The sequence below is a fragment of the Pseudomonas alkylphenolica genome (assembly GCF_016009175.1).
Taxonomy (GTDB): Bacteria; Pseudomonadota; Gammaproteobacteria; order Pseudomonadales; family Pseudomonadaceae; genus Aquipseudomonas; species Aquipseudomonas alkylphenolica_B.
In genome coordinates, this window is the sequence record NZ_JADUCM010000012.1 from 1 (window position 1) to 24724 (window position 24724).

At 63.0% G+C, this 24724-nt stretch carries 17 protein-coding genes, 1 other RNA gene and 1 pseudogene; 9 read left to right on the forward strand and 10 right to left on the reverse strand.

The features are described 5' to 3' along the window. Nucleotides 1-53: 53 nt before the first annotated feature. From I5S59_RS12640 to xdhA, 3 genes and pseudogenes are all read right to left on the reverse strand, one after another. Nucleotides 54-209: pseudogene (locus I5S59_RS12640) on the reverse strand (XdhC family protein); the annotation flags it as partial. A gap of 88 nt (nucleotides 210-297) precedes the next feature. After that, nucleotides 298-2694: a xanthine dehydrogenase molybdopterin binding subunit gene (xdhB, locus tag I5S59_RS12645; RefSeq protein ID WP_197876925.1), complete on the reverse strand. Its 2397-nt coding sequence runs from the start codon at nucleotides 2692-2694 to the stop codon at nucleotides 298-300. Continuing rightward, nucleotides 2687-4141: a xanthine dehydrogenase small subunit gene (xdhA, locus tag I5S59_RS12650; protein ID WP_197876926.1), complete on the reverse strand. Its 1455-nt coding sequence runs from the start codon at nucleotides 4139-4141 to the stop codon at nucleotides 2687-2689. The genes xdhB and xdhA overlap by 8 nt, the downstream gene beginning before the upstream one ends. 294 nt (nucleotides 4142-4435) lie before the next feature. Between xdhA and I5S59_RS12655 the strand changes: the two genes are divergently transcribed. The 6 genes from I5S59_RS12655 to ffs all read left to right on the forward strand — a co-directional run bounded on the left by I5S59_RS12655 (nucleotide 4436) and on the right by ffs (nucleotide 13529). Then, nucleotides 4436-5095 carry a GntR family transcriptional regulator gene (locus tag I5S59_RS12655; RefSeq protein WP_197876927.1) on the forward strand — a complete coding sequence of 220 codons (660 nt, stop codon included), beginning with the start codon at nucleotides 4436-4438 and terminating at the stop codon, nucleotides 5093-5095. Nucleotides 5096-5097: 2 nt separating this feature from the next. Beyond that, a complete protein-coding gene (gene smc / locus I5S59_RS12660; protein WP_197876928.1) occupies nucleotides 5098-8586 on the forward strand; it encodes a chromosome segregation protein SMC in 3489 nt (1162 codons plus the stop codon). 203 nt (nucleotides 8587-8789) lie between these two features. Next, nucleotides 8790-9665 (forward strand): cell division protein ZipA, encoded by an 876-nt coding sequence (zipA, locus tag I5S59_RS12665; protein ID WP_197876929.1) that lies wholly within the window; start codon nucleotides 8790-8792, stop codon nucleotides 9663-9665. Nucleotides 9666-9763: 98 nt separating this feature from the next. Continuing rightward, complete coding sequence (gene ligA / locus I5S59_RS12670; RefSeq protein WP_197876930.1) at nucleotides 9764-12118, forward strand: NAD-dependent DNA ligase LigA; 2355 nt, start codon at nucleotides 9764-9766, stop codon at nucleotides 12116-12118. 60 nt (nucleotides 12119-12178) lie between these two features. Further along, a complete protein-coding gene (locus I5S59_RS12675; RefSeq protein WP_197876931.1) occupies nucleotides 12179-13318 on the forward strand; it encodes a zinc-binding metallopeptidase family protein in 1140 nt (379 codons plus the stop codon). A gap of 114 nt (nucleotides 13319-13432) precedes the next feature. Continuing rightward, nucleotides 13433-13529: signal recognition particle sRNA small type (gene ffs, locus I5S59_RS12680), an RNA gene on the forward strand. A gap of 53 nt (nucleotides 13530-13582) precedes the next feature. Here the strand turns inward: ffs and I5S59_RS12685 are convergent. Next, nucleotides 13583-14374, reverse strand: coding sequence for a substrate-binding periplasmic protein (locus tag I5S59_RS12685; RefSeq protein WP_197876932.1), 792 nt, complete (start codon nucleotides 14372-14374; stop codon nucleotides 13583-13585). A gap of 129 nt (nucleotides 14375-14503) precedes the next feature. Here I5S59_RS12685 and dnaX point away from each other — a divergent pair, with 129 nt between their 5' ends. The 3 genes from dnaX (at nucleotide 14504) to recR (ending at nucleotide 17672) form a co-directional block, all read left to right on the forward strand. Further along, nucleotides 14504-16579, forward strand: coding sequence for a DNA polymerase III subunit gamma/tau (gene dnaX / locus I5S59_RS12690; RefSeq protein ID WP_197876933.1), 2076 nt, complete (start codon nucleotides 14504-14506; stop codon nucleotides 16577-16579). Nucleotides 16580-16648: 69 nt separating this feature from the next. After that, complete coding sequence (locus I5S59_RS12695; RefSeq protein ID WP_128324432.1) at nucleotides 16649-16975, forward strand: YbaB/EbfC family nucleoid-associated protein; 327 nt, start codon at nucleotides 16649-16651, stop codon at nucleotides 16973-16975. Between the two features lie 94 nt (nucleotides 16976-17069). Further along, nucleotides 17070-17672: a recombination mediator RecR gene (gene recR, locus I5S59_RS12700; RefSeq protein WP_128324433.1), complete on the forward strand. Its 603-nt coding sequence runs from the start codon at nucleotides 17070-17072 to the stop codon at nucleotides 17670-17672. Between the two features lie 697 nt (nucleotides 17673-18369). Here the strand turns inward: recR and I5S59_RS12705 are convergent. From I5S59_RS12705 to I5S59_RS12730, 6 genes are all read right to left on the reverse strand, one after another. Next, nucleotides 18370-18918, reverse strand: coding sequence for an adenine phosphoribosyltransferase (locus I5S59_RS12705; protein ID WP_197876934.1), 549 nt, complete (start codon nucleotides 18916-18918; stop codon nucleotides 18370-18372). Between the two features lie 54 nt (nucleotides 18919-18972). Continuing rightward, nucleotides 18973-19707 carry a fumarate/nitrate reduction transcriptional regulator Fnr gene (fnrA, locus tag I5S59_RS12710; protein ID WP_197876935.1) on the reverse strand — a complete coding sequence of 245 codons (735 nt, stop codon included), beginning with the start codon at nucleotides 19705-19707 and terminating at the stop codon, nucleotides 18973-18975. Between the two features lie 182 nt (nucleotides 19708-19889). Further along, nucleotides 19890-21272, reverse strand: coding sequence for an oxygen-independent coproporphyrinogen III oxidase (gene hemN, locus I5S59_RS12715; RefSeq protein ID WP_197876936.1), 1383 nt, complete (start codon nucleotides 21270-21272; stop codon nucleotides 19890-19892). An 83-nt stretch (nucleotides 21273-21355) separates the two neighbouring features. After that, on the reverse strand, nucleotides 21356-22039 hold the full coding sequence (locus I5S59_RS12720; protein ID WP_197876937.1) for a sulfite exporter TauE/SafE family protein: 684 nt from the start codon (nucleotides 22037-22039) through the stop codon (nucleotides 21356-21358). Next, a complete protein-coding gene (gene ccoS / locus I5S59_RS12725; protein ID WP_197876938.1) occupies nucleotides 22032-22244 on the reverse strand; it encodes a cbb3-type cytochrome oxidase assembly protein CcoS in 213 nt (70 codons plus the stop codon). The genes I5S59_RS12720 and ccoS overlap by 8 nt, the downstream gene beginning before the upstream one ends. Nucleotides 22245-22256: 12 nt before the next feature. After that, the gene (locus tag I5S59_RS12730) at nucleotides 22257-24710 is read right to left on the reverse strand and encodes a heavy metal translocating P-type ATPase (protein ID WP_197877013.1); all 2454 of its coding nucleotides are present in this window, start codon (nucleotides 24708-24710) and stop codon (nucleotides 22257-22259) included. Nucleotides 24711-24724: the final 14 nt, after the last annotated feature.

The following is a 24724-nucleotide window of genomic DNA, read 5'->3' on the forward strand; positions in this document are numbered from 1 at the left end:
CGGCGCTCGCCACCCTTTGGCGGGGCTATTTTCATGCCTTTTTATCCCCGGGGCCCCCCACCGTTGGTGTCCAACCGGTGTGGGGCGCTCACCACCATCTTCGACCCGGCGTGGCGGGGCGGCGAGCCGCGCTCTTCGATGATGGTCACCAGTACGCAGGCTTCACCGCGGGCTTGCAGGTCGGCGAGGGCGTTGATCCAGGTGTGCATATTCACTTACCTATCGGGTGCCTGTGCTGGCCTCATCGCGGGCAAGCCCGCTCCCACAGTAGGAACGGGCTTGCCCTTGATGGGCGCTTTACGGAGTCACGGTCTCAACCTCGACGGCCGCCTCGCGGGCTGCCACCGCCTTGCGCATCTGCTCACACCCCCACAACACACGCTCAGGGGTTGCCGGCGCATCGATCTGTGGCTGCACGCGGTAGTCAGCCAGGCTGGCCACGGCATCCTTGATCGCACACCAGGCGGCAATGCCCAGCATGAACGGCGGTTCACCCACGGCTTTGGAATGGAACACGGTATCTTCCGGGTTCTTGCGGTTTTCCACCAGCTTGACCCTGAAGTCGATCGGCATGTCGGCCACGGCCGGGATCTTGTAGCTCGCCGGGCCATTGGTCATCAGCTTGCCCTTGGCGTTCCACACCAGCTCTTCGGTGGTCAGCCAGCCCATGCCCTGTACGTAGCCGCCCTCCACCTGGCCGATGTCGATGGCCGGGTTCAGCGAGGCGCCGACGTCGTGCAGGATGTCGGTACGCAACATCTTGTATTCGCCCGTCAAGGTATCGACGATGACTTCGGCGCACGCCGCGCCGAACGCGAAGTAGTAGAACGGACGGCCACGGGCCTGGCTGCGGTCGTAGTAGATTTTCGGGGTTTTGTAGAAACCGGTGCTCGACAGCGACACCTGGGCAAAATAGGCCTGCTGGATCAGCGCGTCGAAGCTGACAATCTCGTCGCGGATACGCACATGGTTGTTGCGGAACTCGACATCTTCTTCGGTCACTTTGTACTGGCGTGCGGCAAACTCGACCAGGCGCTTCTTGATGGTCTCTGCCGCATTCTGCGCGGCCTTGCCGTTGAGGTCGGCGCCGGAGGAGGCCGCCGTCGGCGAGGTGTTGGGTACCTTCTCGGTGTTGGTGGCGGTGATTTGAACCCGGTCAAAATCGACCTGGAACACTTCGGCCACCACTTGCGCGACCTTGGTGTTCAGGCCCTGGCCCATTTCGGTGCCACCGTGGTTCAGGTGAATGCTGCCGTCGGTGTAGACGTGCACCAGCGCACCGGCCTGGTTGAGGAAGCTGGCAGTAAAGGAAATGCCGAATTTCACCGGGGTCAGCGCCAGGCCTTTTTTCAGGATCGGGCTGTGGGCGTTGAAGCGACGAATCGACTCGCGGCGCTCGTGGTAGTCGGCACTGGCCTCCAGCTCTGCGGTCATTTCCTCGAGCATGTTGTGCTCGACGGTCTGGTAGTAGTGGGTAACGTTGCGCTCGGTCTTGCCGTAGTAGTTGGCTTTGCGCACCGACAGCGGATCGGCGGCCAGGTGGCGGGCGATGTGGTCCATCACCTCCTCGATGGCGACCATGCCCTGTGGGCCGCCGAAGCCGCGGTAGGCGGTGTTCGACGCGGTGTTGGTCTTGCAGCGGTGGCCGTTGACCGTGGCGTCGCCCAGGTAGTAGGCGTTGTCGGAGTGGAACATGGCGCGGTCGACGATGGACGCCGAAAGGTCCGGCGAATAACCGCAGTTGCCAGCCAGCTCGAGGTTGATGCCGTGCAGGCGACCGCTGTCGTCGAAGCCAACGTCGTATTCGACATAGAACGGATGACGCTTGCCGGTCATCAGCATGTCCTCGACCCGCGGCAGGCGCATCTTGGTGGGCTGGCCGGTCAGGCGCGCGATCACCGCGCACAGGCACGCCGGGCTGGCAGCCTGGGTTTCCTTGCCGCCGAAGCCGCCACCCATGCGACGCATGTCGACCTGGATCTTGTTCATCGGTACATCGAGCACTTCAGCGACCAGCTTCTGCACTTCGGTGGGGTTCTGGGTCGAGCAGTAGACGATCATCCCGCCGTCTTCGGTGGGCATCACCGAGGAGATCTGGGTCTCCAGGTAGAAATGCTCCTGGCCACCGATGTGCAAGGTGCCCTGCAGGCGGTGTGGCGCGCTGGCCAGGGCGCTGACCGAGTCGCCGCGCTTGTGGGTGTGGCTGTCGAGCACAAAATGTTTTTTGCGCAAGGCCTCGACCACGTCCAGGACCGGTTCCAGGTCTTCGTATTCGACGATGGCGGCCATGGCTGCACGGCGTGCAGTTTCCAGGTCGCGAGCGGCAACAGCGAGCACCGGCTGGCCGACGAACTCGACTGTGTCGATGGCCAGCAGCGGGTCGCCGGGCATGATCGCGCCGATGTCCTTGAGGCCGGGGATGTCTTCGTGGGTGATAGCGATACGCACCCCTTCGAAGGCATAGCAGGGGCTGGTATCGATTTTCAGCACCCGCGCATGGGCGCGGTCGGACATGCGCGCATACACGTGCAGCTGGTTGGGGAATTCCAGGCGGTCATCGATGTACTGCGCCTCACCGCTGACCTGTTTGTCGGCGCTGTCGTGCTTGAGGCTGCGACCGACACCGGTGGTCAGGTCCTGGCTGAACAGTGCGGCCATTTCTGCCTGGCTTTTGGCGACGTGATGATTAGACATAAGCGGTCACCCGGGTTTCGATGTGCGGCGTTTGCAGTTCGATGAAGTATTTGCGCAGCAGGTTCTGCGCGCTGAGCAGGCGGTATTCCTTGCTCGCGCGAAAATCCGACAGCGGGGTGAAGTCTTCGGCCAGGGCCTGGCAGGCACGCTCGATGCTGGCCTGGTTCAAGGCTTTGCCCACCAGTGCGGCTTCGCAGGCGCGGGCACGTTTGGGGATTGCGGCCATGCCGCCGAAGGCGATGCGTGCGGCTTCGACCACGCCGTTTTCAATGCGCAGGTTGAACGCTGCGCAAACGGCGGAAATATCGTCATCCAGGCGCTTGGAGACTTTATAGGCGCGGAATGTCCAGCCGCTACGGGCGCGCGGCACGATGATCTTCTCGATGAACTCGCTTTCCTGGCGGGCAGTGATGCGGTAGTCGATGAAGTAGTCTTCCAGTGCCAGGGTGCGCGTGCTTTCGCCTTTGCGTAGTACCACCTGCGCGTCCAGGGCAATCAGCAGGGGCGGGGAATCGCCGATCGGCGAGGCGTTGCCGATGTTGCCGCCCAGCGTGCCCTGGTTGCGGATCTGCAGCGAGGCGAAACGGTGCAGCAGTTCACCGAAGTCCGGGTACTCGCGGCTCAGGGCATCGTAGCAGTCGGTCAGTGGCGTGGCGGCACCGATCTCGAGGTGCGCGTCGGTGCTGTCGATACGCTTGAGTTCGGCGACGTTGCCGACGTAGATCATCACCGGCAGGGTTTTGTGGAACTGGGTCACTTCCAGCGCCAGGTCGGTCCCGCCAGCGAGCAGGCGTGCTTCAGGGTGCGAGCCATAAAGATCGGCGAGATCAGCCACGGTCAACGGCACCAGGCAGCGCTTGTCGCCACTGTTGAGCTCACCGGTTTCGCTCGGTGCAATGGCCTTGAGGCGGGCGATGGTTTGCGCCTGGTTGGTGTCGAACTGGTCGGGCTTGGCCTGGCAGCAGGACTGTTCGGCGGCGGCCAGGATCGGGCGGTAGCCGGTGCAGCGGCAGAGGTTGCCGGCCAGCGCTTCCTGGGCCTTGTGCAGATCTGGTGCATCGCTGTTCTTTTGCAGGGCAAACAGCGACATGACAAAGCCCGGGGTGCAGAAGCCGCATTGCGAACCGTGGCAGTCGGCCATGGCCTGTTGCACGCTGTGCAGCTGACCCTGATGCTTGAGGCCCTCAACGCTGATCAGTTGTTTACCGTGCAGTGACGAGACAAACGTCAGGCAGGAGTTCAGGCTGCGGTAGCGGATGTGCTCGCGGCCGTCGTCGTCTTCGCTCAACTCGCCGACCACCACGGTGCAGGCACCACAATCGCCGCTGGCGCAGCCTTCCTTGGTACCGGACTTGCCCAGGTGCTCGCGCAGGTATTGCAGCACGGTCAGGTTGGGATCCAGGGCATGCTCACTGCGCAGCTCCTGGTTAAGAAGAAACTGGATCACGGGAAGGCCTCACACGCGGTTTATTGTTGTTGAGCGGACTGTAAGCAGACTTGATTTTTAGGTCAACAATTTTCTGACCTCAGGGTCAGGAAATTTTCCAGCCCATTACCCACCTGCTACAGGTGCTTCTTCTATTGAGCATAGTCCTGCGCCACAGGCGGAACTGTTTGCCGGCCATTTACGTAAAAGCAGCGTGATTCGTGCCAACTTCTGCTCCCAGGCCCCTGCGCGACGCAGGGGCAAGTGCGCTACAATTGCGCCCTTTGCACCGTTCAATGATTTCGAAGGACAACCATGACGTTCAAGGCGCCGGACAGCCTCTCCGAGCAAATTGCCCACTACCTGGCCGAGCGGATTATCCGCGGCGAGCTGAAGCCTGCCGAGCGGATCCAGGAACAGAAGGTCACCCAGGCGTTGAATGTCAGTCGCGGCTCGGTGCGCGAAGCCTTGCTGATCCTTGAACGTCGCCACCTGGTGACCATCCTGCCGCGTCGTGGCGCACACGTGACCGAGCTCGACGAGCACGGTGTGCGCAGCCTGTGCACGCTGATGGGCGAACTCTACACCCTGCTGGGCAATGCCGTGGCCAAGGGCTGGCGTCATGACACCGACCTGCTGGCATTCCTCAAGATCCAGCAGCGCCTGACCGTGGCCCTGGAAAACCAGGACATCAAGGCCTTCGTCGAAGAAAGCTTTGCGGTGATGCGCGCCGCCTATCCGTTCGCCAACAACCCTTACCTGCAGGAAACCGTTGAAAACCTGCAGCCGGCGATGAGCCGTGCCTATTACCTGGCGCTGGATCAACGCAAGGCCGAGATGAGCGATTTTCTGGCCCTGTTCGCCAACCTGCTCGAGGCCGTGATTGCACGCGACCAGGCACGGATTCGCACGGTGCTGGCCGAGTACTGCCAGCGCAGCTGCGAGCTGGTGCTGGCGGCATTGGCGTCTGCCTGAGCATGCGCCTGAAGTGCATTCGCCTGGCCGGGTTCAAGTCGTTCGTCGACCCCACTACGGTCAACTTCCCCAGCAACATGGCGGCCGTTGTCGGCCCCAATGGCTGCGGCAAGTCCAACATCATCGATGCGGTGCGCTGGGTGATGGGCGAAAGCTCGGCAAAAAACCTGCGCGGCGAGTCGATGACCGATGTCATCTTCAATGGCTCGACCAGCCGCAAGCCGGTCAGCCAGGCCAGTATCGAGCTGGTATTCGATAACTCTGACAGCACCCTTGTTGGTGAATACGCCGCCTACGCGGAAATCTCCATCCGCCGCAAAGTCACCCGTGACGCGCAAAACACCTATTACCTCAACGGCACCAAATGCCGGCGCCGCGATATCACCGATATCTTCCTCGGCACGGGCCTGGGGCCGCGCAGCTACTCGATCATCGAACAGGGGATGATCTCCAAGCTGATCGAGGCCAAGCCGGAAGACCTGCGCAACTTCATCGAAGAAGCGGCCGGTATCTCCAAGTACAAGGAGCGCCGGCGCGAGACCGAAAACCGCATTCGTCGCACCCACGAAAACCTTGAGCGCCTGACCGACCTGCGCGAAGAGCTGGAGCGCCAGCTTGAGCGCTTGCACCGTCAGGCCCAGGCCGCCGAGAAGTACAAGGAATACAAAGCCGAAGAGCGCCAGCTCAAGGCGCAGTTGTCGGCATTGCGCTGGCAGGCGCTGAACCTGCAGGTGGCCCAGCGCGAAGCGGTGATCGGTGACCAGGAAGTGGCCTTCGAGGCGCTGATGGCCGAGCAGCGCAATGCCGATGCCAGCATCGAGCGCTTGCGCGATGGTCACCATGAGCTGTCCGAACGCTTCAATCTGGTGCAGGGCCGCTTTTATTCGGTCGGCGGCGACATTGCCCGGGTCGAGCAGAGTATCCAGCATGGCCAGCAGCGTTTGCGCCAGTTGCAGGATGACCTCAAGGAAGCAGAGCGCTCGCGCCTTGAAACCGAGTCGCACCTGGGGCACGACCGCACCTTGCTGGCCACGCTGGGTGAAGAACTCGAGCTTATCGAGCCCGAGCAGGCCATGACCCTGGCCGCCGCCGAAGAGTCGGCGGCGGGCCTGGAAGAAGCTGAAGGCACCATGCATGGCTGGCAGGAGCAGTGGGACACGTTCAACACCCGTTCCGCCGAGCCGCGTCGCCAGGCCGAAGTGCAGCAGGCGCGTATCCAGCAGCTTGAGCAGGCACTGGAGCGGCTTGCCGAGCGCCAGCGCAAACTGGGCGAAGAACGTGACCAGCTCAGTGCGGACCCGGAAGACGCTGCCATTCTGGAACTGGGCGAACAGCTCGCCAGCAGCGACCTGGTGCTTGAAGACCTGCACCTGCAGGAACAGCAAGCAGTTGAACAGCTGGAAGCGCTGCGTGAGCAACTTCAGCAGGCAGCGGCGGCGCAGCAGCAGGCTCAGGGCGAGCTGCAACGCCTGGGCGGCCGCCTGGCATCGCTTGAGGCCCTGCAGCAAGCCGCACTCGATCCGGGCACCGGCACTGCGCAATGGCTGCGTGAGCAAGGCCTGGAGCAGCATCCGCGCCTGGCGGAAGGCCTTCGGGTCGAGCCGGGCTGGGAGCTGGCGGTAGAAACCGTGCTGGGCGCTGACCTGCAGGCCGTACTGGTCGATGATTTCACTGAGCTAGACCTGAGCGCATTCAGTCAGGGCGACCTGCGCCTGCTTGAGTCCACGACCGATAGCTCACGAATTGCCGGCAGCCTGCTCGACAAGGTCGAAGGGCGAATCGACCTGGCGCCCTGGCTGGGTCAGGTGGTGCCTGTAGAAGACCTGGCGCAGGCCTTGGCGCGTCGCAGTCAGTTGAGTGCTGGCCAGAGTCTGGTGAGCCGCGACGGGTATTGGGTCGGTCGTCACTTCCTGCGGGTCAATCGCGCCAGCGACGCCCAGGGTGGCCTGCTGGCCCGTGCCCAGGAGCTGGAGCAACTCGGGTTGGAGCGTCAGGAGCAGGAGGCGGCGCTTGAGCTGCTCGACGCCCAGCTTCAGCAACAGCGTGAGCAGCAGCAAGGGCTGGAAGAGCGTCGCGAGCAGTTGCGTCGCCGCGCCCAGGATGAAGCCCGTCAGCAGAGTGAGTTGAACGCGCGTCTGTCGGCGGGCAAGGCGCGCGCCGAGCAATTGAGCTTGCGGCGCCGGCGTCTGGAAGAAGAGCTGATCGAGCTGGTCGAGCAACGCGCCCTCGAAAGCGAAAACCTCGGTGAGTCGCGCCTGCAGCTGCAGGAAGCACTGGAACTGATGGCCCAGGACACCGAACAGCGCGAGCTGTTGATGGCCCAGCGCGACAGTTTGCGCGAACGCCTTGATCGGGTGCGTCAGGAAGCCCGCCAGCACAAGGACCACGCCCATCAGCTGGCCGTGCGCCTGGGTTCGCTGCGCGCCCAGCATGACTCCACGCGTCAGGCGCTGGAGCGCCTGGAGCTGCAATCGGAGCGTCTGACCGAAAAGCGCGAGCAGCTCAGCCTGAATCTGGAGGAGGGCGAAGCGCCGCTTGAAGAGCTGCGCCTGAAGCTTGAGGAACTGCTGGAAAAGCGCATGAGCGTCGATGACGAAATGCGTCAGGCGCGCCTGCACATGGATGAAGCCGATCGCGAACTGCGGGACGTGGAAAAACGTCGCACCCAGGCAGAGCAGCAGGGCCAGTTGCTGCGCGGTCAGCTGGAGCAGCACCGCCTGGAGTGGCAGGGCCTGAGCGTGCGGCGCAAAACCCTGCAGGAACAGCTGCAGGCAGACGGCTACGACCTGCAAGGGGTGTTGAACACCCTGAACGAAACCGCCAGCGAACAGGAAGCCGAGCAAGAGCTGGAGCGTATCGATGCCCGGATCCAGCGCCTGGGTGCGATCAACCTGGCCGCCATCGACGAGTACCAGCAGCAGTCCGAGCGCAAGCGCTACCTCGATGCGCAGAATGCCGACCTGGTCGAAGCCCTGGATACCCTGGAAAACGTCATTCGCAAGATCGACAAGGAAACCCGCAACCGTTTCAAAGATACCTTTGATCAGATAAATGCCGGTTTACAGGCACTTTTCCCAAAAGTTTTCGGTGGCGGCAGCGCTTACCTGGAACTGACGGGCGAAGATCTACTCGATACAGGGGTGACAATTATGGCGCGGCCGCCAGGCAAGAAGAACAGCACCATCCATTTGCTCTCGGGCGGAGAAAAGGCGCTGACCGCACTGGCCCTGGTATTTGCCATTTTCAAACTCAACCCGGCACCGTTCTGCATGCTCGATGAAGTCGATGCGCCATTGGACGATGCCAACGTCGGGCGATATGCCCGCCTGGTCAAGGAGATGAGTCAGACCGTGCAATTCATCTATATCACCCACAACAAGATCGCCATGGAAATGGCTGACCAGTTGATGGGGGTTACCATGCACGAGCCGGGTTGTTCACGCCTTGTAGCAGTTGATGTGGAGGAGGCGATGGCCATGGTCGACGCCTGATTGGAGGCGATATAGCGTGAACCTGCGCTAAATGGCCCTGTCAGTTGCGACAGACGGTGTAAAGTTATCTTTGGTCGTGCTAGCTTAATGTCACTTATTTTTTGCGTGGGTAAAACGCCTGTCAGAACATAGAGTTGGCGCCACGTTTTAAAGGGGTTTAAACCCTTTATTTTTCAGCATTTTTTACAGAGGCACAGGATTACATGGAAATCGGTCTGCGCGAGTGGCTGATCGTCATCGGCATCATTGTCATTGCCGGTATTCTTTTTGACGGCTGGCGCCGCATGCGCGGTGGCAAGGGCAAGCTGAAATTCCGTCTGGATCGCAGCTTCTCCAATCTGCCGGATGAAGACAGCAGCCCCGAGGTGATCGGCCCGCCGCGGGTATTGGACACCCACAAGGAGCCTGAGCTGGACGAGCATGACCTGCCGTCCATGACTGCTGCGCGTGAGCGTGACAGCGGCAAGCCGTCGAAAGGCTCCAAGCGCAAGCGTGGCAACGAGCCGCAACAGGGCGACCTGAACCTGGCTGCCGAGCCGCGTGAGCAAGAGCCGGACCTGTTTGCCGCCATTGACGACGACTACCCGGATGAGAGCCGCAACAGCGGTACCGGCTTCGGTTCCAGTGAAGGCCGCGACCTGCCACCGGTTGAAGAAGTGCTGGTGATCAGCGTGATTTCCCGCGACGAGGGTGGCTTCAAAGGCCCGGCCCTGTTGCAGAACATTCTGGAAAGCGGCCTGCGTTTTGGCGAAATGGACATCTTCCACCGCCACGAAAGCATGGCCGGCAATGGTGAAGTGCTGTTCTCCATGGCGAACGCAGTCAAGCCGGGTGTATTTGACCTGGATGACATCGACCATTTCAGCACCCGCGCTGTGAGCTTCTTCCTTGGTCTGCCGGGGCCACGTCATCCCAAGCAGGCGTTCGACGTCATGGTCGCAGCAGCCCGCAAACTGGCTCATGAACTCAACGGCGAGCTGAAGGACGACCAGCGCAGCGTGATGACCGCCCAGACCATCGAGCACTACCGTCAGCGCATCGTCGAATTCGAGCGTCGCGCACTGACCCAGAAACGCTGACAGCTTCGCCGGCTTGCCGGCGAGATACACTGCAGCGAGTAGAGACATGCCCAAAGAGCAGCCCAGGCTGCTCTTTTGCTTTGCAAGAGAATACGAAAATGACCGCCGAATCCCGAATCCTCGAATTGCGCGCCGAACTCGACCAGCACAACTATCGCTACTATGTGCTCGACGAACCCAGCGTTCCGGACGCCGAATACGACCGTCTGTTCAACGAGCTCAAGGCCCTGGAGGCCGAGCACCCTGAACTGGTAACGGCCGATTCACCGACCCAGCGCGTCGGTGGCGCGGCGTTGTCGGCGTTCAGCCAGGTGCGCCACGAGGTGCCGATGCTCAGCCTGGGCAACGCCTTCGAGGAAAACGACCTGCGCGAGTTCGACCGGCGCGTGGTCGAGGGGCTCGATCTGCCGGCCGGTGACCGGTTCGGTGACGGGGCGGCGGTGGATTACAGCTGTGAACCTAAACTCGATGGCCTGGCCGTGAGCCTGCTGTACCGGGACGGGCAGCTGGTGCAGGGCGCTACCCGCGGCGACGGCACCACCGGTGAAGACATCAGTGTCAACGTTCGTACCGTGCGTAACATCCCCCTGAAACTGCAGGGCGAGGGCTGGCCGGCCGTGCTTGAAGTGCGCGGTGAAGTGTTCATGTCCAAGGCCGGCTTCGAGCGCCTCAACCAGTCGCAGATCGAAGCCGGTGGCAAGACCTTCGCCAACCCGCGTAACGCTGCGGCGGGCAGCTTGCGCCAGCTGGATTCGAAGATCACCGCCAGCCGTCCGCTGGAGTTCTGCTGCTACGGCCTGGGCCAGGTTTCGGCGCCACTGGCAGACACCCACATCGGTACCCTGGAGCAGCTCAAGGCCTGGGGCATGCCGATCAGCCGCGAACTGCGCCATGCAGCAGGCGTGGCTGAATGCCTTGAGTACTACCGTGATATCGGCGCACGCCGTAACGACCTGCCGTACGAAATCGACGGTGTGGTGTTCAAGGTCAACAGCCTGGCCGCGCAGCGGGAACTGGGTTTCCGTGCCCGCGAGCCGCGCTGGGCGATTGCCCACAAGTTCCCGGCCATGGAAGAACTGACCGAAGTGCTGGATGTGGAATTCCAGGTCGGGCGTACCGGCGCGGTGACGCCGGTGGCGCGGCTCAAGCCGGTGAAGGTCGCCGGGGTGACGGTGTCCAATGCCACCCTGCACAACATGGATGAAGTCGCACGCCTGGGCCTGATGATCGGCGATACCGTGATCATTCGTCGGGCGGGTGACGTGATTCCGCAGGTCATGCAGGTAGTGACCGAGCGCCGTCCTGCCGATGCCCGCCCTGTGCATATTCCTACCGAGTGCCCGGTGTGTGGGTCGCAGGTCGAGCGCACGCAGTTGATCAAGCGCAGCAAGGGCAAGGAGTCGGTCAGCGAGGGTGCCGTGTACCGTTGCGTTGGTCGCCTGGCGTGTGCGGCGCAGCTCAAGCAGGCGATCATTCACTACGTTTCGCGGCGGGCCATGGACATCGACGGGCTGGGTGAGAAAAGCGTCGAGCAATTGGTCGATGAAGGCCTGATCCGTTCGCCGGCCGATCTCTACCTGCTGACCTTCGAGCAGATCGTCGAGCTTGAAGGCTTCGCCGAGATGTCGAGCAAGAAGCTGCTGGCCGCGATTGCCGCCAGCAAGACACCGGGCCTGGCGCGCTTCATCTATGCCTTGGGCATTCCCGATGTCGGTGAAGAGACCGCCAAGGTGCTGGCGCGCTCGCTGGGCTCGCTGCAGCGGGTCATGGTGGCGCTGCCGCAGGTGCTGACCTACCTGCCGGATGTCGGCCTTGAGGTGGCTTACGAGATCCACAGCTTCTTCGAGGATGACCACAACCGTACCGTCATTGCCCAACTGCTTGAGCATGGCCTGCAGTTGCAGGACGAGGGCGAGTTGAGTGCCGAGTTCGCCGCCAGTGCGACCCTGGCCGGCCTGATTGCCAAGCTGGACATCCCCTCTGTGGGGCCTACCGGGGCAGAAAAGCTGGTGGCCAAGCTCGACAGCCTGGAGAAAATCATCGCCGCCGACGGCATCGACTTGCGCCAGGCCCTGGCGGCCAAGCCGGCCGAGGCGGTGCGCACGTTCTTCCAGGTACCGGCCAATGCCGCCCTGGCCTTGGCGATCGAGGCCCAGTTGCTGGATTTCGGCATGCACTGGACAAGCGAGAAGAAGGTCGCAGCCGGCTTGCCGCTGGCGGGGCAAACCTGGGTGCTGACCGGTTCGCTGGAGCGCATGAGCCGCGACGTGGCCAAAGACAAGCTGGAAAGCCTGGGCGCCAAGGTTGCCGGCTCGGTTTCGGCCAAGACCCATTGCGTGGTGGCCGGGCCGGGCGCCGGCTCGAAGCTGGCCAAGGCCAATGAGCTGGGGCTCAAGGTGCTGGACGAGGATGCCTTCGTGGCCTTCCTCGCTGAGCAGGGTATTGCCGTGTAAACACGGCAACGCCTGGCGGTGCCGATGGTCTAGTCTTGGCGGCAGCCAGGAGAGATCGCCATGTACCGTTTTTTTGAGCAGCTGGGCGCCAGGATTGCAGCGTCGTTCGTCAGTCGGGAGCGTCCACCGGACCGGGTCTGGCAATGCCAGTGCGGGCAGTCGGTGTTCTTTCGCAACAGTCAGTGCCTGGCATGCCAGACGGCGCTGGGCTACTGGCCACCGGGCAATCGGGTCGCCAGCCTGCTGCCCGGTGCCAGCGAGGGTGTCTGGCTGCTCGACGGCGAACCGGACGCGGGCGCACTGCGCCGCTGTGCCAACCTCGATACGCCAGCGGCCTGCAACTGGCTGCTGAGCGCTGACGAGTCCGACAGCTTTTGCCTGGCCTGTCGCCTGAACCGGACCATTCCGGACCTGTCGGTGACCGACAATCCCCCGCGCTGGCGTAAGCTGGAGACCGCCAAGCGCCGCCTGGTGGCGCAATTGCTGCACCTTGGCTTGCCGGTCGAGCCCAAGCAGGAAGGCGAGGGCGCAGGGCTGGCATTCGACTTCCTGGGCGTCGACCTGGAAGGCAATGCGCCGGTCACCGGTCATGCCAATGGCCTGATCACCCTGGATGTACGTGAAGCCGATGACGACTGGCGTGAGCGGGTGCGCGTGCAGTTGCACGAACCCTATCGAACCCTGCTCGGCCATTTGCGTCACGAGGTGGGGCACTATTACTGGGACCGTCTGATCGCCAGCAGTGGCTGGCTTGAAGGCTATCGCGCGCTGTTCGGCGATGAGCGCGAAAGCTACAGCGACGCGCTGGAGCGCCACTATCAACAAGGCGCACCGAGTGATTGGGCTGCAGCCCATGTCAGTGCCTATGCGACCATGCACCCCTGGGAAGACTGGGCAGAAACCTGGGCGCACTACCTGCACATGACCGATGCCCTCGACACCGCGCTGGCGCTGGGCATGAACGCGAGCAGCCTGGAACTCGACTATCCGCCGTTCAAGCGTCAGGACCTGTACCGTCCGGACGACCCCGAGGCTGATCTGTTCCTGGCGTTTATCAATGCCTGGATCGAGCTTTCAGCGATGCTCAATGAGCTGTCACGGAGCATGGGGCAAGTGGATTTCTACCCGTTCATCCTCAGCACGCCGGTGGTCGCCAAGCTGCACTTTATCCACCTGGTGGTTCAGGGGCGGGCCGCCTGAGTGTCACAAGTACTTGAGCCAGAGTGGTTTTTTCGCAACGGGGAGGTTGTATCTTGGCGCCAGACCGGTACAATGGCCCCGCTCGCTGCCAGGCGAGTGTTGTTATGGTGACCCCATCGGTCCCCCCGCAACGATTACCCGTTAACCTGGTCAGGCCCGGAAGGGAGCAGCCACAGCGGGAACATTGTGTGCCGGGGTGTGGCTGGTGGGGTTGCCTCCATTCTTCAAGCCTTGCGCTTGATTCTGCTTCAGCATCCTTCTTGTTTACTCGTTATCGTCGGCCTTGCGTCCTGTCGCGGCAGTATGTGTCTGGCTCTCCAGTACGCCCGTGTGATGCTGAACGATCCGTTCGATCTCCCCCGACATCTTCATGATCAGCAGTTCGCGCAAAATGCTTTGTGTCGGCACTTCGGGATCATTGCGTACATAACAGCTCAGCGCCTGTTCTTCGAGCAGTGCGACCGGTTTCAGACGGCGGCCCGGCGGTTGGGAGCGATTGAACCAGTCCAGGCTCATCTGGCTGCTCACTGCATAGTGGTAGCGCCCGGCCTGCAGCTTTTCCAGAACCTGCTGCTGGTTGCGTGCGTCGTCGCGGGCAAAATGCGCGTTGTCGAATTCTGCCTGCAGGGTGGCATAGCGGTAGCCGAGCACGGTGCCGATGGTCTGGCTGGGCAGGTCGCTCAGCGCAGCAGGGGTGGTTTCCTGGTGGCGGGCCACCAGCCAGTCGCGCTGCTCGAACAGCGGCAGGCTCCAGGTGAAGTTGCCCGACTGGCTACCTAGCCACGAGGGCATGACAAAACAGCGGACATCGACACTGCCACGCTCCATGGCGGCCTGTATGCGCAGGCGTGCCAGCACATGGAACTCGGGGCGGCGCTGGACGCGGGCGGCCAGGGTGCTCATCAGGTCGAACATGATGCCGTCGACAGGCTGATTGTTCTCGATGCGCACCAGCGGCATGGCCCAGCTCTCTGCAATGGCAAAGCGCAGGGGTGGCAGTTCATTGGCTGGCAGGTGGCCGACGTACAGCAGCAACAGGCTTAAAACCCAACGCATCAGCCTCTCCCTGTCTGGCATACGCATCCTGGCGAACAAAGCTTAGTCGTTGTACTGCTTAGCGGATGCAATTTCAGGCCTGCTCCGCTACGATTAGCGGTCTTTGGTCTATCAATTTGACGGTTTTCGATGAGTTATCAGGTTCTTGCACGTAAATGGCGTCCGCGCTCGTTCCGCGAAATGGTCGGCCAGACCCATGTGCTCAAGGCTTTGATCAACGCACTGGATAACCAGCGCCTGCACCATGCCTACCTGTTCACCGGTACCCGTGGCGTGGGCAAGACTACCATTGCGCGGATCATCGCCAAGTGCCTGAACTGCGAAACCGGCATCACCTCGACCCCGTGCGGCACCTGTTCGGTGTGCCGGGAGATCGATGAAGGGCGTTTCGTTGACCTGATCGAAATCGACGCCGCCAGCCGCACCAAGGTCGAAGACACCCGCGAGCTGCTCGACAATGTGCAGTACGCGCCAAGCCGTGGTCGCTTCAAGGTCTACCTGATCGACGAAGTGCACATGCTGTCCAGTCACTCGTTCAACGCCTTGCTCAAGACGCTGGAAGAGCCGCCGCCCTACGTCAAGTTCATCCTCGCCACCACCGACCCACAGAAGCTGCCGGCGACCATTCTGTCGCGCTGCCTGCAGTTCTCCCTGAAGAACATGACCCCCGAGCGGGTGGTCGAGCACCTGAGCCATGTGCTCAGCGCCGAGAACGTGCCGTTCGAAGACGATGCCCTGTGGTTGCTCGGGCGTGCCGCCGACGGTTCGATGCGTGATGCCATGAGCCTCACCGACCAGGCCATCGCCTTTGGCGAAGGCAAGGTACTGGCGGCCGATGTGCGCGCCATGCTCGGCACCCTCGATCATGGTCAGGTCTATGGTGTCCTGCAGGCATTGCTCGAAGGCGATGCGCGGGCCTTGCTTGAAGCGGTTCGTCACCTGGCAGAGCAGGGGCCGGACTGGAGCGGTGTGCTGGCGGAAATGCTCAATGTGCTGCACCGCGTCGCCATTGCCCAGGCCTTGCCCGAGGCCGTGGACAACGGTCAGGGCGATCGTGACCGGGTGCTGGCCCTGGCTCAGGCATTGCCGGCCGAAGATGTGCAGTTCTATTACCAGATGGGCCTGATCGGCCGCCGCGACCTGCCACTGGCCCCGGATCCGCGGGGCGGCTTCGAGATGGTCTTGCTGCGGATGTTGGCGTTCCGCCCGGCCGATACCGACGATGCACCGAAACCGGTACTAAAGCCGGTGGGGATCAGCCAGGCCACAGCTGATTCTGCAAATAGCGTGGCAGCAGCCGAACCGGCTGCGCCGGCGGTAGTCCAGGCGCCAGTAGCCCAGCCTGCGGTCGTTGTCGCCGAGCCTGCAGCCATTGCCCCTGAGCCTGAAGCTGAGCCTGAGCCGGTTGTGCAACCCGAACCGGTCGAAGCCGCGGCGCCAGCGCCCGAGCCTGTCGTCGATCTGCCCTGGAACGACCCTGTCGAGGCTCAGGCCGTTGCCGAGCCCGAAGTCGAGCCTGAGCCCCAACCTGAGCCTGAGCCGGTTGTCGCGGCGCCACAGCCCGAACCCGCACCGGTTCAGGCCGCCGCGCGTCACGATGAGCCACCTCACGACGATGGCGTTGGCTACAGCCCTGCCGGCATGGAGCGCGACGACGAGCCACCGCTGGACGAAGATTACTACGAGCCGGAAATGGATCCGGCCAGCTACAGTTATCTGGATGAGCTGGCGATCGAGCATGTGCACGAAGAGGCGCCTGTCGCTGCCCCTGAACCCATGCCGGCGGCGATGCCGGCCACCGGGCTGGCGCTGCAATGGCTGGAATTATTCCCGCAGTTGCCGATCTCCGGGATGACCGGCAGTATCGCCGCCAACTGTACGCTGATGGCCGCAGACGGCGATGACTGGCTGCTGCACCTGGACCCTGCGCACAGTGCGCTGTTCAATGCCACGCAACAACGGCGCCTGAACGATGCCCTGAACCAGCATTTCGGGCGCACGCTGAAGCTGACCATCGAGCTGATTCGCCCGGAGCAGGAAACCCCGGCCCAGGCGGCAGCCCGCAAGCGTGCCGAGCGTCAGGGCGAGGCCGAGGCTTCGATCGAGTCCGACCCGCTTATCCAGCAAATGATCAAGCAGTTTGGCGCCATGGTTCGACACGATACCATTGAGCCTGTAGACGCCCCGGTAACCCAGGGCGAATGACCGAATGACACAAGCGGCCCGGGCATGACCCTCGCCGCACCCCGTAAGTCTAAATTTGAGGTGATCCCCATGATGAAAGGTGGCATGGCCGGCCTGATGAAGCAGGCCCAGCAGATGCAGGAAAAAATGGCCAAGATGCAGGAAGAACTGGCCAACGCCGAAGTGACTGGCCAATCGGGCGCCGGCCTGGTCAGTGTGGTGATGACCGGTCGTCACGACGTCAAGCGCATCAGCCTGGACGACAGCCTGATGCAGGAAGACAAAGAGGTTCTCGAGGACCTGATCGCCGCCGCCGTCAACGACGCGGTGCGTAAAGTCGAGCAGAACAGCCAGGACAAGATGGGCAGCATGACTGCCGGCATGCAGCTGCCACCTGGCTTCAAGATGCCGTTCTGAAGCAACTCCGTAGTACCCTCGGTGGGAGCACGGCTGTGAGGCCGTTGCTCCCATTGTCGTTTTCCGGCTTTATTGAATTTTCAGGCTAATGACCATGAGCTTCAGTCCTCTGATTCGCCAACTGATCGATGCCCTGCGTACGCTGCCGGGTGTCGGCCAGAAAACCGCTCAGCGCATGGCTCTGCAATTGCTGGAGCGTGACCGCAGCGGCGGGCTGCGCCTGGCGCAGGCCTTGAGCCAGGCCATGGAAGGGGTCGGCCATTGCCGTCAGTGCCGTACCTTGACCGAGCAGGAGTTGTGCCCGCAATGCGCGGACCCGCGTCGGGACGACACGCTGTTGTGCGTGGTCGAAGGGCCGATGGATGTCTATGCGGTGGAGCAGACCGGTTACCGTGGTCGCTATTTCGTGCTCAAGGGGCATTTGTCGCCGCTCGATGGCCTTGGCCCGGATGCGATTGGCATTCCGCAACTGATGGCGCGTATCGAGGCGCAGGGCAGCTTCACCGAGGTGATCCTGGCCACCAACCCGACGGTGGAAGGTGAGGCGACGGCGCATTACATCGCGCAGCTTTTGGCCGACAAAGGCCTGGTGGCCTCGCGTATTGCCCATGGCGTGCCGTTGGGTGGTGAACTGGAACTGGTGGACGGCGGGACGCTGGCGCACTCCTTTGCGGGGCGCAAGCCGATTGCACTGTGAACTAAGGGCCTCTTTGCGCTACGGTGAGCTTATCCGTTCCCTGTAGCGCTGCTGATGGCGCCTTCCGCCCTTACGGTGGCCTACTTTTTTCTTGGAAAAAGTAGGCAAAACCGCCTGCTCCTGCATACGGCCCTGCGCTTCGCTCCGGGTCCCTTCGCTCCGGCGCCCTCCAGGGGCATCGCGGCCTACGACTTGCTTCGCCAAGTCTCCGGCTCGCGAACTTCGGCCAAGGCCGAAGGGTGCTGCGCACCAGCCCCCTCCGGACACCTCCACTCAGCCTCCTGAAGTCGCAAAAGCAATCCGCGGCGCCGATACGGGCGCATCTTCGAAATCAAAAAGCTGACTCGCTGTTGATCTTGATCCGGCTTTTGATTTAGATCTTTATGCACGCAAGTTCAGACGCCGCAAACTGCGACTTCAGGAGGCTGAGTGGAGGTACCTGTAGGGGCAGTGCGCAGCACCTTCGGCGAAGCCGAAGACGCGAGATGTAGACTTGGCGAAGCAAGTCGTAGGCCGCGTGGCCCCGGAAGGTGCCGGAGGGAAGGGACCCGGAGCGAAGCGTAGGGCCGTATGCAGGAGCGAGCGGCTTTGCCTACTTTCCCCAAGAGGAAAGTAGGCCGCCGTAAGGGCGGAAGGGGCCGTAAGCGGCGCCCATTGAATGGATAAGCTCGCAGCCTGAACCCCAAGAATCAATTATTTAGCGTTCGCTCAGCGAGAACTCGGTCAGGCAGAAAGTCGGCACACCCAGCGATTGCAGCTTCTGCGAACCACCCAGCTCCGGCAGGTCAATGATCGCCGCCGCCTCGAACACCTGTGCGCCCATGCGGCGCACCAGGTTGGTGGCGGCCACGAAGGTGCCACCGGTGGCAATCAGGTCATCGAAAATCAGTACCGCGTCGCCTTCGCACAGGCTGTCGGCGTGCACTTCGAGGAAGGCTTCACCGTATTCGGTCTGGTAGCCTTCGGCGAGTACGTCGGCAGGCAGTTTGCCCTGCTTGCGGAACAGGATCAGCGGCTTGTTCAGCTGGTGGGCGATGATCGAGCCAATCAGGAAGCCGCGGGCATCCATGGCGCCGATATGGCTGAATTCGGCCTCGACATAACGCTCGATGAAGGCGTCGGCCACATGGCGCAAGCCGCGTGGTGACTGGAACAGCGGGGTAATGTCACGAAAGATCACGCCGGGCTTGGGGAAATCCGGAACCGGGCGAATCAGGGCTTTGAGGTCGAAAGTGTCGCTGTGCATGAGGCGGGTATCCTGAGAAACGAATACCCGCCAGTATACCTGTATCCGGAGAAATCAGCTGTCCAGCGAGCCGCCGGCCAGCGCACACAGCTGGATCGGGTCGAGGATGTGGATTTCCTTGCCTTCGGCGGCGATCAGGCCGTTTTGCTGAAAGCGGGTGAAAACGCGTGAAACAGTTTCTACCGCCAGCCCCAGGTAATTGCCGATTTCGTTGCGCGACATGCTCAGGCGGAACTGATTGGCCGAGTAACCGCGGGCACGGAAGCGCGCCGAGAGGTTGACCAGGAAGGTGGCGATACGCTCGTCGGCAGTTTTCTTCGACAGCAGCAGCATCATTTGCTGGTCATCGCGAATCTCGCGGCTCATCACCCGCATCAACTGGCGGCGCAGTTGCGGCAGTTGCACGGACAGCTCGTCGAGGCGTTCGAAGGGGATCTCGCAGACCGAGGTGGTTTCCTGGGCCTGGGCCGATACCGGGTAGGCTTCGGTGTCCATGCCGGACAGGCCGACCAGTTCGCTGGGCAGGTGGAAGCCGGTGATCTGTTCCTCACCGCTGTCGCTCAGGCTGAAGGTTTTCAGGGCGCCGGAGCGCACAGCGTAAACCGAAGAGAAGTTGTCACCCTGACGGAACAGAAACTCGCCTTTTTTCAGCGGTCGCCCACGTTTGACGATTTCGTCCAGTGCATCCATGTCTTCCATGTTCAACGACAATGGCAGACACAAGGGCGCCAGGCTGCAATCCTTGCAATGGGCCTGGTTGTGGGGGCGCAGTTTGACTGGCTCTGACATTTCTTCATTCCTTGGTGTAAAGCACACATAAGCCGTAAGGGTAACTCAGGGCATGGGGTTAGGGCCAGTCCGCACCCGGGTAGGGTGCGCTGGCAGGGGTGCGACTTTTCGTCAGACCCCCTGTCAACATTAAACATAGTGTGCTTTACAAATATCGCTGTAAACAGCGCCGGCGCAGGCGGTCAGATGACTCGGGAGAAGCGCTGCTGGCTGTGCAGCCCAAGGTAGGCGTCAAACACCATGCACACCGAACGCACCAGCAGGCGCCCGGCGGGCAGCACCTGGATGCCCTGGTTGCTGAGGGTGATCAGCCCGTCCTTGTGCATGGCCTCAAGGGCCGGCCACTCTTCCTTGAAGTAACCACGGAAGTCGAGGGTAAAGGCCTGCTCGATGGCTTCGAAGTCCAGTTCGAAATGGCAGATCAGTTGCTGGATCACCGCGCGCCGTACGCGGTCGTCGTTGTTGCAGACCAGGCCGCGGTTGGTGGCCAGGTGGGCACTCGAAAGAGTGTCCTGGTAGTGGTTCAGGTCACTGCTGTTCTGGCAGTACAGGTCGCCGATCTGGCTGATGGCCGACACGCCCAGGCCGATCAGGTCGCAGTGGCCGTGGGTGGTGTAGCCCTGGAAATTGCGCTGCAGGGTCGACTCTTCCTGGGCGATGGCCAGTTCGTCATCGGGCAGGGCGAAGTGGTCCATGCCGATGTAGCGGTAACCGGCTTCGGTCAGTTGTTCGATGGTGCGCTGCAGCATCTGCAGTTTCGCTGCAGGTGCCGGCAGGTCGTTGCTGTCGATGCGCCGCTGGGGTTTGAAACGTTCCGGCAGGTGGGCGTAGTTGAACACCGAGAGGCGGTCCGGTTGCAGCTTGATCACTTCCTCCACGGTGCGGGCAAAGCCTTCCGGTGTCTGCTTGGGCAAGCCATAGATCAGGTCGAGGTTGATCGACCGAAACTGCAGGGTACGCGCCGCATCGATGATGGCGCGGGTCTGCTCCAGGGTTTGCAGGCGGTTGATTGCCCGTTGCACTTCAGGGTCGAGGTCCTGCACGCCGAGGCTGACGCGGTTGAAGCCCAGTTCGCGCAGCAGGCCCATGGTCGGCCAGTCGGCTTCGCGCGGGTCGATTTCGATGCCATAGTCGCCGGAGTCGTCATCCAGCAGGTTGAAATGCTGGCGCAGGCTGCTCATCAACTGGCGCAGCTCGACATGGCTGAGAAAGGTCGGGGTGCCGCCGCCGAAATGCAGTTGCTCGACCGTCTGCTTCGGGTCGAGGTGGCAGGCGATCAGCTGGATTTCCTGCTCCAGGCGCTGCAGATAAGGCTGGGCGCGTGCACGGTCCTTGGTGATGACTTTGTTGCAGGCGCAGTAATAGCAAATGTTCGCGCAGAACGGCACATGCACGTACACCGACAGCGGTCGTACGGCGCGGCGACTGTCGCGCAAGGCGTGCAGCAGGTCGAACGAGCCGACTTCACTGTGCAGTTGCATGGCGGTCGGGTAGGAGGTGTAGCGAGGGCCAGACAAGTCGTAGCGACGGATCAGGTCTTCGTCCCAACGAAGTGCGTCGAGCATGTGGGTAGTCCCTGGAATGAGCAGCAGTGGGCAAATTCTAGGGGGCAGTGCAAAAGCGCTTGTTGATTTGCATCAACGGCGCTTCAGTGACCCATCAGCCAGTGCTGGTGGGGGCCAGGCAATGTCCAGAGGCCGAACAGGATCACCAGCACGCCGCCAGCGACACGCACGCCGCGTTTGCGCAGCAGGGCATTGGTGCGCTCTGCGGCCAGCCCTGTGGCCAGCAGCACCGGCCAGGTGCCGAGGCCGAACGCCAGCATCAGCAGCGCGCTGTCGATGGCATTGCCCTGGCTCGCGGCCCACAGCAGCGTGCTGTACACCAGTCCGCACGGCAGCCAGCCCCACAGCGCACCCAGCAACAGCGCCCGTGGCAGGCTGGACACTGGCAGCAGGCGGTTGGCAACCGGCTGAATGTGGCGCCACAGTCCACGGCCAAGGCGTTCGATGCGGGTCAGCCCGCTCCACCAGCCGGCCAGGTACAAGCCCATGCTGATCAACAGCAAGCCCGCCACGACGCGCATGCCCAGGGCGAACGGGCTGCTGGCCACGGCCCAGCCGGCCAGGCCAAGCAGCAAACCGGCAGCGGCATAGCTGAGGATGCGTCCGAGGTTGTAGGCCAGCAGCAGGTTGAAGCGCCGGCTGCGCTGTTCCTTGGGGATGGCCAGGGTCAGGGCGCCCATCAGGCCGCCGCACATGCCCAGACAGTGGCCGCCGCCGAGCAGACCGAGAATCAGCGCCGAGCTGAGCAGCGGCAGCAGTTCAAGCACGGGGTGGGGCGCCGTCGTCGGGTTTGTTGCCGTCGGCTTCGTTCATGGCGGCGGTGTGCTGCGGGTCCTGGTCGTCGAACAGGATGCTGTGGGCCGGGCTGTCGAGGTCGTCGTACTGACCGCTGTCCACCGCCCAGAAGAAGATGTACACGGCAATCGCGACGATGAGCAACGCTGCCGGAATCATGATGTATAGCGCGGGCATGGGAGCTCCTGATCAGGCCGTGGCCGGGTGTGAGGCGCGGGTGTCTGCGCCGCTGACGGTCGCCGCACTGACGCGGGTCAGGCGCAGGGCGTTGAGCACTACGATCAGCGAGCTGGCCGACATGCCGACAGCCGCCCAGATTGGTGTGATCCAGCCCAGGGCCGCAAAGGGCAGCATCAGACCATTATACAGCGCTGCCCACAGCAGGTTTTCGATAATGATCCGCCGCGTGCGACGCGCCAGGCTGAAGGCCTGGATCAGGGCGTCGAGACGGTTGGACAGTAGCACGGCGTCGGCACTGGTCTTGGCCAGGTCGGTGGCCGAGCCCATGGCAATGCTGATGTCGGCCGCGGCCAGCACCGGCACGTCATTGACTCCATCGCCGAGCATCAGGACTTTGTGCCCTTGCTGCTGCAGGGCCTTGAGTTTTTCCAGCTTGGCGTCTGGCCGCAGGCCGCCAATGGCCTGGTCGATGTGCAGTTCGGCGGCCACGCTCTGGACCATCGGCGAGCTGTCGCCGGACAGCAGCAGGGTGCGCCAGCCACGGGCGCGACAGGCTGCGAGCAAGTCGGCAGCGTCGCTGCGCAAGCGGTCATCGAGCACCAGCCAGGCCAGCGCGCCTTGCTCATCGCCCAGCAGCAACCACTGGCCGGGCTCAGCCGGCATCGTCGGCGCCGTGGCGCCGCTCAAGGTACAGACGAACGCCGGTTCACCAATGCGCAGGCGCCGGCCTTCGACCCGCCCTTCGAGGCCAAGCCCGGGCACTGCCTGAACGTCATCGGCGGCAACGCTGGCGCGGCCAAAGGCGCGGGCGATCGGGTGTTCGGAGCGGTTCTCGAGGGCGGCGGCGAGCATCAGGCACTGGTCCGCGTCGGTAGCGCCCAGCGGGCGAATAGAGCGCAGCGTCAGGCGGCCTTCGGTGAGGGTGCCGGTCTTGTCGAAGATCACCGTGTCGATCTGGTTCAGGCCCTCCAGGACGTGGCCGCGGGTCAGCAGCAGGCCAAGTTTGTGCAGGGTGCCGGTGGCGGCGGTCAGCGCAGTAGGGGTGGCCAGCGACAGGGCACAAGGGCAGGTGGCGACCAGCATGGCCAGGACAATCCAGAACGCCCGGTCCGGGTCCAGGTGCCACCACAGCAGGCCAATCGCCGCCGCGGCGACCAGGGAGAACAGCAGAAACCATTGCGAGGCGCGGTCGGCGATTTCGGCCAGGCGCGGCTTTTCCGACTGGGCGCGTTCAAGCAGGCGCACGATGGCTGACAGCCGGGTGTCCTGGCCCAGGGCCTGGACTTCAACGGTCAATGCGCTTTCGACGTTGAGGGTACCGGCCGTGACCACATCGCCGGCGCGACGCGCTTGCGGCAGGTATTCGCCGGTCAGCAGCGACTCGTCGACGCTGGACTGGCCGCTGACAATGCGCCCGTCGGCGGGCACCACATGGCCGGGCTGGATCAGTACGCAGTCGCCCAGTTGTAGCTCGCTCAGCAGGATCCGCTCGCTCTGGCCTGCTGCGCCCAGGCGCAGGCACGAGGCGGGCAGCAGGTTGACCAGTTGCGCGGTGGCCGCCGCCGTGCGTTCGCGGGCCCGCCGCTCGAGGTAGCGCCCGGCCAGCAGGAACAGGGCGAACATGCCCACCGCGTCGAAATACAGCTCGCCACTGCCGGTGATCGCGGTCCAGATCCCGGCGCTGTAGGCCAGGCCGATGGCCAGCGATACCGAGACGTCCATGGTCAGGGGGCGGGTGCGCAGGTCACGGGCGGCGCCGCGGAAGAACGGCGCGCAGCTGTAGAACACGATCGGCGTGGTCAGGAACAGCGCGACCCAGCGCAGGATGGTGTGCAGCTCCGGGCTCAGGTCGATGTTGAATTCCGGCCAGGTGGCCATGGTTGCCATCATCGCCTGAAACCACAGCAGGCCGGCGACACCCAGTTGCCGCAGGGCGGTACGGTTTTCCTTGGCCAGTTGTTCGGCGGCGCGGTCGGCCTGGTAGGGGTGGGCGGCATAACCGATGTGGCGCAGCTCGGCGAGCAACTTCGACAGCGGCAACTGGCTATCGGCCCAGTTGACGTGCAGGCGATGGTTGGACAGGTTCAGCCGCGCTTCGCTGACGCCGGGCAGGTTGCGCAGGTGTTTTTCGATCAGCCAGCCGCAGGCAGCGCAGCTGATGCCTTCGATCAGCAGGGTGGTTTCGGCAAGCTCGCCGCTGTGGCGAACGAACGGTTTCTGCACGTCGGCGCGGTCATACAGCGCCAGCTCGTCGACCAGTTGCTGGGGCAGGGCATCGGGGTTGGCGCTTGCTTCGCTGCGGTGCTGGTAGTAACTCTCGAGGTTGCCGGCAACAATCGCCTCGGCCACGGCCTGGCAACCCGGGCAGCAGAACAGCCGGTCTTCCCCGAGTACCACGGCGGTGAAGTGACTGCCGGCGGGAACGGGCAGGGCGCAGTGGTAGCAAGGCGTGGGGCTGGTCATGGCAATCTTCGCTG